The 15,111-nt window shown below is 56.7% G+C and carries 15 protein-coding genes and 1 pseudogene; 14 read left to right on the top strand and 2 right to left on the bottom strand.

The window, feature by feature from the left end; translation table 11 throughout:
- The first annotated feature begins 86 nt into the window (after positions 1 to 86).
- The 6 genes from FIV46_RS06260 to FIV46_RS06285 all read left to right on the top strand — a co-directional run bounded on the left by FIV46_RS06260 (position 87) and on the right by FIV46_RS06285 (position 7,317).
- Positions 87 to 1,694: a carboxyl transferase domain-containing protein gene (locus FIV46_RS06260; protein ID WP_139939552.1), complete on the top strand. Its 1,608-nt coding sequence runs from the start codon at positions 87 to 89 to the stop codon at positions 1,692 to 1,694.
- 3 nt (positions 1,695 to 1,697) lie between these two features.
- A complete protein-coding gene (locus FIV46_RS06265) occupies positions 1,698 to 2,492 on the top strand; it encodes an enoyl-CoA hydratase-related protein (RefSeq protein WP_139939554.1) in 795 nt (264 codons plus the stop codon).
- A gap of 3 nt (positions 2,493 to 2,495) precedes the next feature.
- A complete protein-coding gene (locus FIV46_RS06270) occupies positions 2,496 to 4,484 on the top strand; it encodes an acetyl-CoA carboxylase biotin carboxylase subunit (protein WP_139939556.1) in 1,989 nt (662 codons plus the stop codon).
- Positions 4,481 to 5,377, top strand: coding sequence for a hydroxymethylglutaryl-CoA lyase (locus tag FIV46_RS06275; RefSeq protein WP_139939558.1), 897 nt, complete (start codon positions 4,481 to 4,483; stop codon positions 5,375 to 5,377). Before FIV46_RS06270 ends, FIV46_RS06275 begins: the two co-directional genes overlap by 4 nt.
- 27 nt (positions 5,378 to 5,404) lie before the next feature.
- The gene (locus FIV46_RS06280) at positions 5,405 to 6,571 is read left to right on the top strand and encodes an isovaleryl-CoA dehydrogenase (RefSeq protein WP_139939560.1); all 1,167 of its coding nucleotides are present in this window, start codon (positions 5,405 to 5,407) and stop codon (positions 6,569 to 6,571) included.
- Positions 6,572 to 6,972: 401 nt separating this feature from the next.
- Positions 6,973 to 7,317, top strand: coding sequence for an ArsR/SmtB family transcription factor (locus tag FIV46_RS06285; RefSeq protein WP_139939562.1), 345 nt, complete (start codon positions 6,973 to 6,975; stop codon positions 7,315 to 7,317).
- Between the two features lie 80 nt (positions 7,318 to 7,397).
- Here the strand turns inward: FIV46_RS06285 and FIV46_RS06290 are convergent, their stop codons facing one another.
- Complete coding sequence (locus FIV46_RS06290; RefSeq protein ID WP_139939564.1) at positions 7,398 to 8,447, bottom strand: AI-2E family transporter; 1,050 nt, start codon at positions 8,445 to 8,447, stop codon at positions 7,398 to 7,400.
- 196 nt (positions 8,448 to 8,643) lie between these two features.
- Between FIV46_RS06290 and FIV46_RS06295 the strand changes: the two genes are divergently transcribed.
- From FIV46_RS06295 to FIV46_RS06330, 8 genes and pseudogenes are all read left to right on the top strand, one after another.
- Positions 8,644 to 9,282 carry a hypothetical protein gene (locus FIV46_RS06295; protein WP_139939566.1) on the top strand — a complete coding sequence of 213 codons (639 nt, stop codon included), beginning with the start codon at positions 8,644 to 8,646 and terminating at the stop codon, positions 9,280 to 9,282.
- Positions 9,279 to 9,752: a D-Ala-D-Ala carboxypeptidase family metallohydrolase gene (locus tag FIV46_RS06300; protein ID WP_181163080.1), complete on the top strand. Its 474-nt coding sequence runs from the start codon at positions 9,279 to 9,281 to the stop codon at positions 9,750 to 9,752. Before FIV46_RS06295 ends, FIV46_RS06300 begins: the two co-directional genes overlap by 4 nt.
- Positions 9,736 to 10,146: a 3TM-type holin gene (locus FIV46_RS06305; protein WP_139939570.1), complete on the top strand. Its 411-nt coding sequence runs from the start codon at positions 9,736 to 9,738 to the stop codon at positions 10,144 to 10,146. Before FIV46_RS06300 ends, FIV46_RS06305 begins: the two co-directional genes overlap by 17 nt.
- A 100-nt stretch (positions 10,147 to 10,246) precedes the next feature.
- Entirely contained in the window at positions 10,247 to 10,939 is a 693-nt protein-coding gene (locus FIV46_RS06310; protein ID WP_181163081.1) for an AsmA family protein, read from the top strand.
- A 168-nt stretch (positions 10,940 to 11,107) separates the two neighbouring features.
- Positions 11,108 to 11,674: a LemA family protein gene (locus FIV46_RS06315; protein WP_219845929.1), complete on the top strand. Its 567-nt coding sequence runs from the start codon at positions 11,108 to 11,110 to the stop codon at positions 11,672 to 11,674.
- Positions 11,675 to 11,683: 9 nt separating this feature from the next.
- On the top strand, positions 11,684 to 12,628 hold the full coding sequence (locus tag FIV46_RS06320; protein ID WP_139939576.1) for a DUF3137 domain-containing protein: 945 nt from the start codon (positions 11,684 to 11,686) through the stop codon (positions 12,626 to 12,628).
- Between the two features lie 71 nt (positions 12,629 to 12,699).
- A complete protein-coding gene (locus tag FIV46_RS06325; RefSeq protein ID WP_139939578.1) occupies positions 12,700 to 14,127 on the top strand; it encodes an alpha/beta hydrolase family protein in 1,428 nt (475 codons plus the stop codon).
- Between the two features lie 12 nt (positions 14,128 to 14,139).
- A pseudogene (locus tag FIV46_RS06330) lies at positions 14,140 to 14,652 on the top strand (alpha/beta hydrolase family protein); the annotation flags it as partial.
- A gap of 21 nt (positions 14,653 to 14,673) precedes the next feature.
- Here FIV46_RS06330 and FIV46_RS06335 read toward each other — a convergent pair.
- A complete protein-coding gene (locus FIV46_RS06335) occupies positions 14,674 to 15,081 on the bottom strand; it encodes an MAPEG family protein (RefSeq protein ID WP_139939582.1) in 408 nt (135 codons plus the stop codon).
- Positions 15,082 to 15,111: the final 30 nt, after the last annotated feature.

Here is a 15,111-nt window from a genome sequence, read left to right on the forward strand (position 1 = left end):
TCACACAAATAAATATTAGTGATTTTTTCTATGGTTTGACTTTTGCTACACTGCCCACGTCACAACAAATCGTCAGGAAATAACGAATGACCCAGTTAAAATCTGATCTGGATGTCAACGGTGCAGACTTTGCGGCCAACCGGGAGGCCATGCAGGCAATCGTCGACGACCTGAAAGATAAAATTTCCCAAATTGAACAGGGCGGCGGTGAACGCGCCCGTGACCGGCACCTGAGCCGCGGCAAGCTTCTGCCCCGCGACCGGGTGAACCGGCTTCTGGACCGGGGTTCTCCGTTCCTGGAGCTGTCGCAGCTTGCCGCCTATGATGTCTATGACGACAATATTCCTGCCGCCGGGGTTATTGCCGGCATCGGCCGTGTCGCCGGTCGGGAATGCATGATTGTCTGCAATGACGCCACCGTGAAGGGCGGCACCTATTTTCCACTGACCGTGAAAAAGCACCTGCGCGCCCAGGAAATCGCCGAACAGAACAATTTGCCGTGTATCTATCTGGTGGACAGCGGCGGCGCCAACCTGCCGAACCAGGACGAGGTGTTCCCTGACAAACTGCATTTCGGCCGTATTTTCTATAACCAGGCCAATATGTCGGCCAGGGGCATTCCGCAGATTGCGGTGGTCATGGGCTCCTGTACTGCCGGCGGCGCTTATGTGCCGGCCATGAGTGACGAGAGCATCATCGTCAAGGAACAGGGCACCATCTTCCTCGCCGGTCCGCCGCTGGTCAAGGCGGCCACCGGGGAAGAGGTCTCCGCCGAAGACCTCGGCGGCGGCGATGTGCATACCCGCATTTCCGGCGTGGCCGACCATCTGGCCCAGGACGACAATGACGCGCTGGAGATTGCCCGGCGCACCGTGTCCCACCTGAACCGGGTCAAACCGCAGCAGCTGGAGCTGCGCGACATCCGCGACCCGGCCTATGATCCGAAAGAGATTTACGGCGTGGTGCCGGCGGACCCGAAAGTCCCCTATGACGTGCGCGAAGTGATCGCCCGTATCGTCGACGGCAGTGACTTTGATGAATTCAAGAAACGCTATGGCACCACCCTGGTGTGCGGCTTCGCCCATATTTACGGTATGCCGGTCGGCATCGTTGCCAACAACGGCGTCTTGTTCTCCGAATCCGCGCTCAAGGGCGCCCATTTTGTCGAGCTGTGCAGCCAGCGCGGCATTCCGCTGGTGTTCCTGCAGAATATCACCGGCTTTATGGTCGGCCGCAAATATGAATCCGGCGGTATCGCCAAGGACGGCGCCAAGATGGTGACCGCGGTGTCCTGCGCCCAGGTGCCGAAATTCACCGTGATCATCGGTGGCTCCTTCGGGGCCGGCAACTACGGCATGTGCGGCCGGGCCTATAATCCGCGCTTCCTGTGGATGTGGCCCAATGCCCGCATTTCCGTGATGGGCGGCGAACAGGCGGCCGGCGTGCTGGCGACCGTCAAGCGCGACGGCATGGAACGGGCCGGCCAGAGCTGGTCGGCCGAAGAGGAGGAAGAATTCCGCAAACCGATCATGGAGCAGTATGAAAAGCAGGGGCATCCCTATTATGCCTCCGCCCGGCTGTGGGATGACGGGGTGATTGATCCCGCCGACACCCGCCGGGTCCTGGGCCTGGGCCTCAGCGCCAGCCTCAACGCCCCGATCGAGAAAACAGACTTTGGCATATTCAGGATGTAAGCCATGAGCGAACAGATTTTACAGATAGAAAAGCAGGCAAACGGTCTGGCCCGGGTAACATTGAACCGCCCGGAAGTCCGCAATGCCTTTAATGAAGACATGATTCGCCAGCTGACCGAGGCGTTCAAGGAATTGGCGCAGGACGACAGCATCAAGGCGGTGATTATTTCCGGTAACGGCAAGGGCTTTTCCGCCGGCGCTGATCTCGACTGGATGAAACGGGCCGCCGATTTCAGCCACGACCAGAACAAGGCCGATGCGGAAGCGCTGGCCTATATGCTGAAGCATCTCTATGAAATGCCCAAGCTGACCATCGGTTATGTGCACGGTGCGGCCATGGGCGGCGGTCTGGGGCTGGTGTCCTGCTGCGATCTGGTGATCGCCCACAAGGATACCCGTTTTTCCCTGTCGGAAGTGAAGCTGGGACTGATCCCGGCCACCATCTCCCCCTATGTGATCGCAGCCATCGGCCCGCGCCACGCCAAGCGCTTTTTCCAGACCGGCGAAGCCTTCTTCGGCGAAAAAGCCAAAGAGATCGGCCTGGTGCATGAACTGGGGGACACGGAAGAGCAGATGACGGAAATCCTGGAAAAGATCCTGGTCGATGTGAACCTGTCAGCGCCGCGGGCGATGGCGGCCTCCAAGCAGCTGGTGCTGGATTATGCCTTCCGGCCGCTGGAGACGGAAATCATCGAAGACAGCGCCGAGCGCATTGCCTCAACCCGGGCCGGTGATGAAGCCAAGGAGGGCATCCGCGCCTTCTTTGAAAAACGCAAACCGGGCTGGACGGAAGGATAAGATATGTTTGACAAGATTCTTATTGCCAACCGGGGGGAAATTGCCTGTCGGATTATCGAAACCGCCCGCAAGAATGCGGTGCGCACCGTTGCCGTCTATTCCGATGCCGATGAAAATGCCCGTCATGTGCGCCTTGCCGACGAAGCAGTGCATATCGGTGCCCCGGAAGCAGCCAACAGTTACCTCAAGGGTGACCTGCTGATCGAAGTGGCGAAAAAGACCGGTGCCCAGGCTATTCACCCGGGCTACGGCTTCCTGTCGGAAAATGCCGAATTCGCCGAGGCCTGTGCCGCGGCCGGGATCATCTTTATTGGCCCGTCTGCCGACAGCATCCGCGCCATGGGCCTGAAAGACAAGGCCAAGGAACTGATGCAGGACGCCGGCGTGCCGGTGGTGCCGGGATACCAGGGCGAGGGCCAGGATCCGGCGTTCCTGAAAAGCGAAGCCGACGAAATCGGCTATCCGGTCCTGATCAAGGCGGTTGCCGGTGGTGGCGGCAAGGGCATGCGGCTGGTGGAAAAGGCTGACGACTTCCTGTCCTCGCTGGAAAGCTGCCAGCGCGAAGCCCAGGCCTCCTTCGGTAACGCCCATGTCCTGATCGAGAAATACCTGACCCGTCCGCGTCATATCGAGGTGCAGGTCTTCGCCGACAGTCACGGCAATGCCGTGCATCTGTTCGAGCGCGACTGTTCCCTGCAGCGCCGGCACCAGAAAGTGGTCGAGGAAGCCCCGGCTCCGGACATGCCGGAAGAAGTGCGCGCTGCCATGGGCGATGCGGCGGTCAAGGCGGCCAAGGCGATCAATTATTGCGGTGCCGGAACGATTGAATTCATCGTCGATTCCGGAAAGGGGCTCAACAAAGAAAGCTTCTATTTCATGGAGATGAACACCCGCCTGCAGGTGGAGCATCCGGTCACCGAACTGATTACCGGTCAGGATCTGGTGGAATGGCAGCTCCGGGTTGCCTCCGGCGAACCTCTGCCGCTTGCCCAGGAAGAGCTTGTGCTGAACGGTCACGCTTTCGAGGTGCGGCTCTATGCCGAGGACCCGGCCAACAACTTCCTGCCCCAGACCGGCAAGCTCAATCATTTCCAGACTCCGGTGGTGGACCAGCATTTCCGTCTTGATACCGGGATCGAGGAAGGCGACGAGGTGTCCATCTATTACGACCCGATGATCGCCAAGCTGATCGTCTGGGACCGTGCCCGCACCGGAGCATTGCGGCAGATGGCCCGCGCCCTGCGCAAGACCTCGGTGGCCGGGGTGAAAACCAACCTGGAATTCCTGGCGGCCATCTTTGATCATCAGGCCTTCAAGGACGGTGATGTGGACACCCATTTCATCGAACACCATGCTGACGCGCTGCTGCCCAGCGGTAAGCAGGCGGGCATCGAGACCCTGGCCTGTGCCGCGGTGCGCATCCTGGATCGCTCCGGCGCAGGATCCGATCCCTTCGGCTGGAACGATGGCTGGCGCATGAATATGTCGCTGAAATCGCCGCTCGTGTTTCTGGAAGGGGAGGTGCGTCATGAACTGGTCGCAGAATATCTGCCGGACGGCTTCCGCCTGACCCAGGAAGATGTCAGCGTCACCGTCTCCCACGTCCATGACGAGGCGGGCCGGGTGTTCCTGATGATGAACGGCGACCGGGAAGTCCATGCCACGGTGGCGGAAAGCGGCAATGACCTGACGGTCTTCTGTGACGGCAAGGTTCATTACCTGCATCATTTCGTGCCTGGCGCCGAGGATGCCGAGGAAGCCGGCGGCAGCGGTGTCATCGTTACCCCTATGCCTGGCAAGGTCAGCCGCCTGATGGTGGCCGAGGGCGATGCGGTGGAGGCCGGCCAGCCGCTGCTGGTGCTGGAAGCCATGAAGATGGAACATACCCTGAAAGCGCCGGTGGACGGCACGGTGGAAAAGATTTCCGCCGGCGAAGGCGACCAGGTCTCCGACGGCCAGGTGCTGGTGAAAATTACGGAGCCGGAACAATGACCGATCGTGTCAGGCTTTATGAGGTCGGCCCCCGGGACGGCCTGCAGAATGAAAAGCAGGTGGTGCCGACCGAGGTCAAGGTGCGGCTCATTGAACTGCTGGCGGACGCGGGTCTCAAATATATTGAGGCGACCAGCTTCGTCTCCCCCAAATGGGTGCCGCAGATGGGCGACAATGCTGAGGTGATGGCGGCGCTGCCGAAACGGGAGGGCGTCACCTATCCGGTCCTCACCCCCAACATGAAGGGGCTGGAAGCGGCGCTGGATGCCGGGGCCACGGAGGTGGCCATTTTCGGTGCGGCGTCGGAAAGCTTCAGCCAGAAGAATATCAACTGCAGCATCGCGGAAAGCCTTGATCGTTTCGAGCCCGTAGCAAAAGCGGCGCGGGAAAAAGGCGTGGCCGTCCGCGGCTATGTCTCCTGCATCGTTGGGTGCCCCTACGAGGGCGACATTGCCCCGTCGGCAGTGGCCGATATAACCGAGAAACTTCTGGCAATGGGATGTTATGAAGTCTCGCTCGGCGACACCATTGGTGTCGGCACCCCGAAAAGCACGGCGGACATGCTTGAGGCGGTTTTGGACCGTGTTGCGGTCGATAAGATTGCCCTGCACTGCCACGATACCTACGGACAAGCCCTGGCCAATATTTTGACCGGGCTGGAGCGTGGCGTGCGGGTGATAGACAGTTCCGTGGCCGGCCTCGGCGGCTGTCCCTATGCCAAGGGGGCGTCCGGCAATGTGGCGACGGAAGATGTCCTTTTCATGCTCAACGGCATGGGATTTGAAACCGGCGTTGACCTGGAGAAACTTGTCAAAGCTGCCTGGTATATTGCGGACGAACTGGGCAGGCCTCCGTCATCAAAGGTTGCGATAGCTTTGGGGAGACCTGATTAGCATTTAAAATAACGAAAGGATTCTGGGATGAATTCATATCCTTCTTTAAACTTCAATCTTGGTGAAGATGTCGACATGCTGCGCGATACGGTAAGGTCCTTTGCGGACAAGGAACTTGCCCCCCGCGCCGCGGAGATCGACGAGACCAACGAATTCCCCACGGATATGTGGGAAAAAATGGGGGAGCTGGGCCTGCTCGGCGTCACGGTTCCCGAAGAATACGGCGGCGTCGACATGGGCTATCTGGCCCATACGGTGATCATGGAGGAAATCTCCCGCGCCTCTGCCAGCGTGGGCCTCAGTTACGGCGCCCATTCCAACCTGTGTATCAACCAGATCAAACGTAACGGCAGCGAGGAACAGAAGCATAAATATCTGCCCAAGCTGATCAGCGGCGAACATGTGGGCGCCCTGGCCATGAGCGAGCCGGGCGCCGGCTCCGACGTGGTGAGCATGAAACTGCGGGCCGACAAAAAAGACGGCTACTATGTGCTCAACGGCAACAAGATGTGGATCACCAACGGCCCCGATGCGGACACCCTGGTGGTCTATGCCAAGACCGATATGTCAGCGGGGCCCAAAGGCATCACCGCTTTCCTGATCGAGAAAGGCATGAAGGGATTTTCCACAGCCCAGAAACTGGACAAGCTGGGCATGCGCGGTTCCAACACCTGCGAACTGGTGTTCGAGGATTGTGAAGTGCCGGAGGAAAATATCCTCGGCCAGGAAAATGGCGGTGTGCGGGTCCTGATGTCCGGCCTGGACTATGAGCGCGTCGTGCTCAGCGGCGGGCCGATTGGCATCATGCAGGCCTGTCTCGATGTGGTCATTCCCTATGTGCACGACCGCAAGCAGTTTGACAGGCCGATCGGCGAATTCCAGCTCATGCAGGGCAAGCTTGCCGACATGTATACGGAACTGAATGCCTCTCGCGCCTATGTCTATGCAGTGGCGTCGGCCTGTGACCGGGGGGAAACCACCCGCAAGGACGCGGCCGGCTGCATTCTCTATTCCGCGGAGAAAGCGACCCAGATGGCGCTGCAGGCCATTCAGGCTCTTGGCGGCAACGGTTATATCAATGAATTTCCGACCGGACGGCTGCTCCGGGACGCCAAGCTTTACGAGATCGGCGCGGGAACCAGCGAGATTCGCCGTATGCTGATCGGTCGGGAGCTTTTTGCCGAAACTCTTTAAAGTTAAATTCCATCTATAGTTGTTTTATATAAGCCCCTTATGAAATATAAGGGGCTTATTTTATGAGATAAAGACTAGTCGGTTGAGGATGAAATTATTTTTATCAGCAACAAAACTTTCTTGTCTGTAGCACAGGGCTTGGCGTAGAATGTAGGGAGAAAATAGCGTTTGAGATGAAGAAATTTATTGCGAACCGCTTTTAATTAAGTAAAATTTAAAAAAAATTCAGCGAATAGTCTAAAATAGTTATTTCTTTAGCTATTAAATAAAAATGAATATATAAAATAGTGTTTCACGTTTAAAGGGAATTAGGATATATTAATCAATAAATGTGTATACACCACTGATTAAACTACAAAGAAACAATAGGCAGGAACCAAAGAGTAATTAGGTAAGGGATCATGGATAAAAAAGTAGATATAATCGATGTTGATAAATTGCAGAGCAAGGCGTTTCAGGCTGCAGATTTTCTGAAAACTCTGGCAAATTCAAACCGGCTGGTCATTCTCAGCCGTCTCCTTGATGAAGAAATGTGTGTCGGGGATCTGGAAAAGAACCTGGATATTTCCCAGTCTGCTCTGTCCCAGCACCTGAGCCGCATGCGTGCTGAAGGCCTGGTGACAACCCGGCGTGAAAGCCAGCAGATTTTCTACCGTATCAAGGACGAGCGCGTTCAGCACATGCTGCGCGTCACCTACGAGCTGTTCTGCCTTGAAAATGCTGACCAGGTGGCTGTCGCCGTCTGAGCTTTATTGTATTTCTTTAGTACCGTACCGGTAATGGTTGAGGGGCCGTTGCCGGTATTTTTATGTCTTCTGCAGCGCGCTTAGTCCTCCCGGCGAAGGTCTTTGACATTGCCATCCTGCGACAACAGGATGGCGATCGGTCGTGTGCTGTCAAATTTGGAAAAGACAATCATCAGGATCACCGTGAACGGCACACTGAGGAACATGCCGGTAATACCCCAGATACTGCCCCACAGCGCCAGGGACAGCATCACCACCAGTGGGCTGAGGTTGAGGGAATTGCCCATCAGCTTCGGCTCCAGCACATTGCCGATTGTGAACTGGATGGTGGACAGGGTCAGAATGACAATGAAAAACGGGGTCAGGGTGTCAAACTGGATCAAGCTCAGGAGCGTCGGGAAAATTACCGCCAGCAGCGAGCCGACCGTCGGGATAAAGTTGAGCAGGAAAATGATGAAGGCCCAGAATTCGGCGAAATCCACCCCGACCAGGGTGAGCACGATATAGCAGGCGAACCCGGTCAGGACGCTGGTGAACGTCTTGATGGCCACGTATTTTTCAACGTCTTCCTGCACATGGAACAGGATGTCCCGCACCGTTTCATCATACGAAGTGTTGCGCAGCAGGGCCTCCAGTTTGCGGGAGAAAAATTTCTGTTCCAGGATCAGAAACAAAAGATAGATCAGGATCAGGCTGGCATTGCCGGCCAGCGTGACCATGGTGGCGGCAATATTGGTGATAAACGGTGCCAGGCTGATCTGACCGAGGAACTGCTTCAGGTTCATCTGCTCATCGGCCCCCAGCAGGCCGGACAGCCGGGCCGTCAGTTTGGCGAAATTCTCCTGGTAGCCTGGTGCGGCGGCCCGCACGTCGGCAATATTGGAATTGATCATGTCATAGAGCAGCGCCAGGGCCAGCAGCATGCTGAGAAGCGACAGGGTAAAGCTGAGCCAGCCGGGCATGCTTTTGCCGCTCACTTTGATTTTCCGGAAGTAGTCAGACAGGGTATGGATCAGGTACCAGATCACGACCGCGATAACGAACGGGACCAGAAGGTCACGGCCAAGCACCATAATCATCACAATCAGGCATATAAGTCCAAGCCCGCCGGCGTAGGATAATATGCGCATAACTCTGTCTCCCCTCAAAGAATTCCTGTGCCGCACTGCTGCGGTGTCCGGTCAGCGGAATTGTTGAACCAAGCGCCGCCAAGGTCAAGATTTTATTATTTTTCCCTCGATGTTCTTGTTTTGTTCCTATTTATACCTATAATAGTCTTATTAAAAATGATTCTCTTATAAGATGTATAGATCGACCGGAGGTAATATGGACTTTCAACTATATGGCTGTACTGCGCCAGCGGGCGCGGTGTTGGAGTATAAATCCGCGGGCGATGATCCCGCGCCGTCATTCCGCCGCGCCCGGCAAACCCGGCGCCGCAAACGGGCGGAAAAACTGATGCAGAAGGCGCTGGAGCCGAAGGGGCCGCGGATCAGGATCATTCCGGCGGAACCGGGCAGTGTCGGACCGACACCGGAAACGGCCGGGAAACTCGCGCAGGATCCGCTCAAGAGTTATGAAACCCGGGGTATCCTGTCCTCCCGGCAGGTCTGGGCCGCCCACGCGATCCGGCGGGCCTACCGCCTGATTACAGAAGGGATTGGTCCGCGGGTGACCAGTTTTGCCGACGTGATGGTGCAGAACAGCCGCCGAACCAACCTGCGCGAAAGCGACTGGGAGGTTGACCTGAAGGAGCGCTATGCCGACTGGGTGGATCGCATGACGGCAGAGAAGCTGATGGTCGGTCCGGTGTTCGACATGGTGGTGGAAGAAACCTCGCTGGCCGCCATTGACCGGAAATGGCGCCGGCGCAAGGGCTGGGCCAAGACCCATCTTCAACAATCCCTCGATCTTTATATCAAGGTCGCTCACGGGAGCCAGCCGCAAGGAGATGCCGAACTATGAAGTTATCGGAACATTTCAGTCTTGAGGAGCTGTGTCACAGCCAGACCGCCGCGCGGCACAATATCGACAACCACCCCGATCCTGTGGCAACCGAGCGCCTTACCTATCTGGCGCATCATCTGCTCGAACCATTGCGCGAGAGGATCGGCCATCCGTTCAGTCCCACCAGCGGCTACCGCTGCCCGGCGCTTAACCGGCTGCTCGGCTCGTCCGGACGCTCCCAGCATTTGTGCGGCGAGGCGGTGGACCTGAAAATTCCCGGCATCGGCCTCCATGACCTGGCCGGACTGATCCGGCGGGAGCTGGCTTTCGATCAGTTGATCCTCGAATATCACCGGCCGGCGGAGCCGGAGAGCGGCTGGCTGCATTGTTCACTGGCTGATCCCGCCCGGGGGCGCGCCAATCGGGGCCAGGCGCTGGTTTTTGACGGCAAGAGCTACAGGGAGATGGACGATGTCCTTTCTGGGTGATCTGTTCGGCGGTCCGGCGGTGGATGCGGTTTCTGCCGTGGGCAATGTTTTTGACAAGCTGTTCACCAGCGACGAGGAAAAGGCCCGTGCCGAGGCGGTGATGGCGAAAATCCGCCAGCAGCCGCAGATCCTGCAGGCGGAAATCAACCGCATCGAGGCGGCGCATCGTTCGGTGTTTGTCGCCGGCTGGCGGCCGTTTATCGGCTGGGTCTGCGGGATCGGGTTTTTGTGGGCCTTTCTGCTCCATCCCCTGTTCCAGTGGGGTGTGGCGCTCGCCGGACTTGACGTCACGCCGCCTAAGATCGCTACCGACAATATGATGGAACTGGTGCTGGCGCTGCTCGGCCTTGGCGCGCTCCGCAGTGCGGAAAAGATGACCGGGCGCAGCAAATGACCCCAAATGACCAAAGGATAAATTAGCGCCTCCTAACCCCTTGCTTTTGTCCCGGTGATCGGGGACACTGAAGGTCAATAAACATTCAAGGGGAAAAATGATGAAAAAAGTTGTGATTGGACTGATTGTCATCCTGCTGGTGATCCTGGGAGGCGTTTTCTATATTGGCTCTCAGGCCGGAAGCATTATCCAGAAAGGCGTTGTGAAATATGGCCCCGAAGTTACCCAAACGCCAATCGCCCTGGAAGGCGTGGATGTTTCCTTCCTGGCGGGCACGGCCGGGCTCAGCGGCCTTGTGGTCGGCAACCCGCCGGGCTTCAAGTCAGATCACGCCTTCAAGGTCGGCTCGGTCAATGTCGCCATGGACGTGATGTCGGTCACCTCCGACATTATTCATATTAAGGAAGTACGCATTGACGGCGCCGACCTGATTTACGAGCTTGGCAGCAAGGGCAACAATATCTCCAAGCTGCAGAAGAACGTGCAGGACTATATGGCCAAGTTCGGCAGCAGCGACGAAAGCGCCAAAAGCTTCGTGATTGACGATATCTACATCACCGGGACCAAGGTGCAGCTGGCCACTGACCTGCTGGGCGGCAAGGGCACCGGCCTGACCCTGCCCGACATTCATCTTGAAGATATCGGCAAGGAAGGGGACGGCGCCAGCGGGGCCGAAGTGATGAACAAGGTGCTGGGCGCGGTGAACAGCGGTCTTGGCAAGATTATCACCAAGGATGTGATCAAGGACAAGCTTGAGGACGTGGGTAGCAAGCTCAAGGGTTTGATTAAATAGGGGCCTGATCAACAAATAAGGCCCGATCCAGCCATTACCAAGGTAAGGCAGGAAGTGTAGCGAGGGCGGCGCGGATCCAGCGTGGATTCCGGGCCGCCCTTTCCACTTGCATGGGCGCCGAATATGGCCAACAATGATGCTTATTGTCTGATTTGAATGGGGACTATCATGATTATTTTTGGCGCTATTGTTCTTGTTATCCTGCTCATTCTCTATTGGCTTTATGCCTCGCTGATCACAAAGCGCAACCGGGCGCTGGAGGCGCTGTCCGGGATTGATGTGCAGCTCAAGAAACGCCATGACCTGCTGCCCAATATCCTGACCATTGCCAAGAAATTCATGGAGCATGAAAAAGACGTCCTGACCCGGGTCACCGAAATGCGCAACCTGGCCGGCAGGTCCTATGACCCGTCCAACCCGGACGAGGTCGGCAAGCATCTCGAGGCGGAAAAGGGCTTCCAGTCCGCCATGATGCAGCTGTTCGCGGTGGCGGAAAACTACCCCGACCTGAAATCCCAGCATAATATGATCGAGGCCCAGCAGGCCTATGAGGAAGTGGAGGGGCATATTTCCGCGGCGCGCCGCTTTTACAACAGCAGTGTCACCGACCTGAATAATGCGGTGCAGATTTTCCCGTCCAGCGCCGTGGCCGGCATGATCGGCATCCGGGCCATGCCCTATTTCGAAATGGACGAGGCCGAAAAGAAGCCGGTCGATGCGGCGGAGTTTCTCTAGGGTATAGCCATGCAGGCAGACAGTCTCCTTGAGGGGTTTGAATCATATTTCGAGACGGAACTCCTGCCCGAACTGCAGGAGATCGAAGCCGGCCGCCCCCGGGCCATGAAAATCTTCATGGCGGCGGTTGTGGCGGCCGTGTTGGTCTTTTGCGCCGCCGCTTATTTTATCCTGTCCCGCCGCATGGCGGACCCCCAGGTGATGATCTTTGTCGGCGTGGGCTGCGTGGGGATCGGCGCTCTGGGCCTCAGGCCCCTGTCTAATCTGCAGAAGCAGGCCAAGAACCGCATCATGACCGCCCTGTGTGGGCATCTCGGGCTTCACTACCAGATGAAGCCAGCCCATCAGCCGGTCAGTACTTTCAAAAACCTGCGCCTGGTCCCCGGTCATAACAAACGGAAAATCGAGGACCGGGTCTACGGTCAGGTCAAGGGCGCTGACTTTAATATGTTCGAGGCCAAGCTGATCCAGGAAAGCCGGGACAGCAAAGGCCGCAAAAGCAGCCGCACCGTCTTCCGCGGCCTGTTGTCCCATTTCGATTTCCACAAGCAGTTTTCCGGCACCACCATCATTCGCAAGGACAGGACCGCGATCGGCAATTTCTTTGACGGCGCTTTCGCCAGCGGCGAGCGGGTCAAGCTGGAAGACCCGGAGTTCGAGCGCCTGTTCGAGGTCTATGCCACCGACCAGGTCGAGGCCCGCTATCTGCTTACCCCCACCTTTATGGAGCGCATCAAGCAACTGGCGGCGCTGGTCGGTACGGAAAACCTGCAGCTGGCCTTTGACCGCGGCAACCTGTATCTGTCCATCCGCAAGCCGGGGGATAGCTTTGAAGGCGGCTCCATGTTTTCCAGTTTTGCCGATCCGGGCCGGGTTTATTCAAGCGCCCGGGAACTGGCCCTGATCTATGACATTGCCGAGGTGCTCCGGCTCGAACTTGCCACCCGGGTCTAGGCTTTTAGCGGTTGCGTCATTTGCCTGTCTTGGCTACCTTTCAGGGATAAATAAATTCCTGGGGGGTACGCATGCGCTTTATTATCCTTATTTTATCTGTCCTTACTTTTGTTTCTCCGGCTGTTGCGGAAGAGCCGCAGACGTCCGTTTCGGCGGAGGTGTTCGGGCAGCTTCCAAGGATAGATGGCGTACAACTCTCTCCTGACGGCACGCGCATGGCTATGTTGCAAAGCTACAAAGGGGCGATGACCCTGACTACAACCGGCTTGAGGCAGGGGGAAGTTGGGACTTTTTACACAATACCCTTCAAGGAAGGGCGGTATAACTGGTTCCGCTGGCTAACCAATGATCGTCTGGCGGCCAGTATCAGATTTCCCGAGGAACGACTTTATTCCAATACTACTGAAGGACGCTTGCTGGCGTTTGAGTGGGATGCAAGCGAACAGATCAATCTTGTAAAACGGCAGCGGATCAAGGGGTACTGGGCGGCAACAAGCCGAACCTGGATATCCCAGTTTCAGGATAAGGTTGTAAGCTTTTTACCCGACGACCCGGATCATATTTTGCTGGCTCTCGATGATTTCGACAATATCAATCGGCCTGATGTCTACAAGGTGAATATCCATGATGCCGACCGGTCCCGCATTATCCGCTCGCGCACAAATATCCGGGACTGGCGGGCGGACCAGAAGGGTGTTGTCCGGCTGGGCATCGGGTTCAATGAGAAAGGCAAAGAGCGTATCATGTATCGCAAGAGCGAGGACGACGGCTGGAAAACCATTGCCCGTTATGATCTGATTGAAGACGATATTCCCTTTACCTTTGAGGAATTCAGTTCCGATCCTGATATCATCTATGTTTCCAAGCTGGATGAGAATGGTCGCAACGCCTACTACAAATATGACCTGGAGAAAGAAGAATTTATCGACCAGGTAGCCGGCAGTGTTGAAGGGGATGTGGACTCGGTTGATATCGACGAAGACGGAAACCTGCGTAGCTACTATTATTCCGGGGTCAAGCCGGTGACTGTCTATACGGACCAGAAGCGTAAAAGCCTGGCTGCTTTTTTCGAAAAGAAATTTCCCGGTCAGAGCAGCCGTATTGTCAGCAGCAGCAAGGACAAACGCAAATATATTGTGTTGGTAAGCTCGCCTCGGAACCCCGGCGATTACTATCTTCTGGATCTGGACAAGAAAGCCATGAACTGGTTTGCCGAAAAATACCCGGGTCTTGATCGCAGCAAGCTGGCCCCGATGGAGCCTGTTACTTACACGGCCCGCGACGAGCTGGAAATACCGGGCTACCTCTCCCTGCCGGTTGGCAAAGAGCCGAAAAACCTGCCTACGATCATCATGCCTCACGGCGGACCTAACGCCCGGGACCACTGGGAGTTTGATTACTGGGTTCAAATGCTGACCACCCGCGGTTATGCGGTGCTGCAAATGAATTATCGCGGATCAACGGGTTTCGGCGCGGGATTTGAATCTCTTGGTGACTAGGAGTGGGGCGGCAAGATGCTGGACGATATCAACGACGGCACCCGCTGGATGATTGAACAGGGTTATGCCGACCCGGATAAGGTCTGCATTATGGGCGGTAGTTACGGCGGTTATGCGGCCCTCCAGGCGCCGGTCAAGGAACAAGGCTTGTATAAATGTTCGGTGGCTTTTGCGCCGGTGACAGATGTCGGCGCCCTGTTATGGCATGCGAGAAAATTTATCGGGGACAAGATGTATCGTCACTATATCCGCAACGATGAACTCTCCTATGACGATATGTCCCCGAGCGAGAATATGGACAAGATTGATTTTCCCGTGTTGCTGGTCCATGGCACCGAAGATAGACGGGTTGAATTCGACCAGGGTCAGGATTTTGCCAAAAAAATGAAGCGTGAGAAAAAGGACATCACCTTCCTCAAGTTCGAGGAGGGCGATCATTTCCTGAGCCGGCAGGAACATCGCGTGGCGTTCCTGAAGGCGGTGGAAAAATTCCTTGCCAAACACCTGGGCGGGGAGGTGCACTGACCTCCCCCGATCGGCCGTGTCCTAGAGGTTCATCAGCAACAGCCTGATCCACATGGCCAGCACCACAGCCATGCCGGAGGCAAAGGTAATGAGCCGGTGATAGACATTGTTGTAGGTGGTATGGATCAGCGCCTGCAGTAACCGCAGGCACAGGAACGCCCAGGCCATATAGATGAACAGATTGTCTTCCTGCCCCCTGACCAGGATCGCCAGGCACACCGCATAAAACAGCACCGGCACTTCGTAAAGGTTGGACCAGTGCCGGGTCGGCTTTTTCACATAGTCCGGCGGCGTGTCGCCGTCGAGGGTCTTGTAATAATGCGGCGCCACATCGCCGAGCCGCACCGACCGGAACCGCCCGATCACCAGGAACGGTGAATAGAGAATGGTGAAGATGGCCATCAGGGCCATGGGATACAGGACAGACATCGCTCTTTCCCCTTTTTATTGTTTCGCGCT

This window comes from Emcibacter nanhaiensis, from assembly GCF_006385175.1.
In the GTDB taxonomy this organism is placed as follows: Bacteria; Pseudomonadota; Alphaproteobacteria; order Sphingomonadales; family Emcibacteraceae; genus Emcibacter; species Emcibacter nanhaiensis.

Coding starts and splice junctions, on each gene's coding strand:
- FIV46_RS06260 (WP_139939552.1), top strand. CDS start 87: ATGACCCAGTTAAAATCTGATCTGGATGTCAACGGTGCAGACTTTGCG.
- FIV46_RS06265 (WP_139939554.1), top strand. CDS start 1,698: ATGAGCGAACAGATTTTACAGATAGAAAAGCAGGCAAACGGTCTGGCC.
- FIV46_RS06270 (WP_139939556.1), top strand. CDS start 2,496: ATGTTTGACAAGATTCTTATTGCCAACCGGGGGGAAATTGCCTGTCGG.
- FIV46_RS06275 (WP_139939558.1), top strand. CDS start 4,481: ATGACCGATCGTGTCAGGCTTTATGAGGTCGGCCCCCGGGACGGCCTG.
- FIV46_RS06280 (WP_139939560.1), top strand. CDS start 5,405: ATGAATTCATATCCTTCTTTAAACTTCAATCTTGGTGAAGATGTCGAC.
- FIV46_RS06285 (WP_139939562.1), top strand. CDS start 6,973: ATGGATAAAAAAGTAGATATAATCGATGTTGATAAATTGCAGAGCAAG.
- FIV46_RS06290 (WP_139939564.1), bottom strand. CDS start 8,447: ATGCGCATATTATCCTACGCCGGCGGGCTTGGACTTATATGCCTGATT.
- FIV46_RS06295 (WP_139939566.1), top strand. CDS start 8,644: ATGGACTTTCAACTATATGGCTGTACTGCGCCAGCGGGCGCGGTGTTG.
- FIV46_RS06300 (WP_181163080.1), top strand. CDS start 9,279: ATGAAGTTATCGGAACATTTCAGTCTTGAGGAGCTGTGTCACAGCCAG.
- FIV46_RS06305 (WP_139939570.1), top strand. CDS start 9,736: ATGTCCTTTCTGGGTGATCTGTTCGGCGGTCCGGCGGTGGATGCGGTT.
- FIV46_RS06310 (WP_181163081.1), top strand. CDS start 10,247: ATGAAAAAAGTTGTGATTGGACTGATTGTCATCCTGCTGGTGATCCTG.
- FIV46_RS06315 (WP_219845929.1), top strand. CDS start 11,108: ATGATTATTTTTGGCGCTATTGTTCTTGTTATCCTGCTCATTCTCTAT.
- FIV46_RS06320 (WP_139939576.1), top strand. CDS start 11,684: ATGCAGGCAGACAGTCTCCTTGAGGGGTTTGAATCATATTTCGAGACG.
- FIV46_RS06325 (WP_139939578.1), top strand. CDS start 12,700: ATGCGCTTTATTATCCTTATTTTATCTGTCCTTACTTTTGTTTCTCCG.
- FIV46_RS06335 (WP_139939582.1), bottom strand. CDS start 15,081: ATGTCTGTCCTGTATCCCATGGCCCTGATGGCCATCTTCACCATTCTC.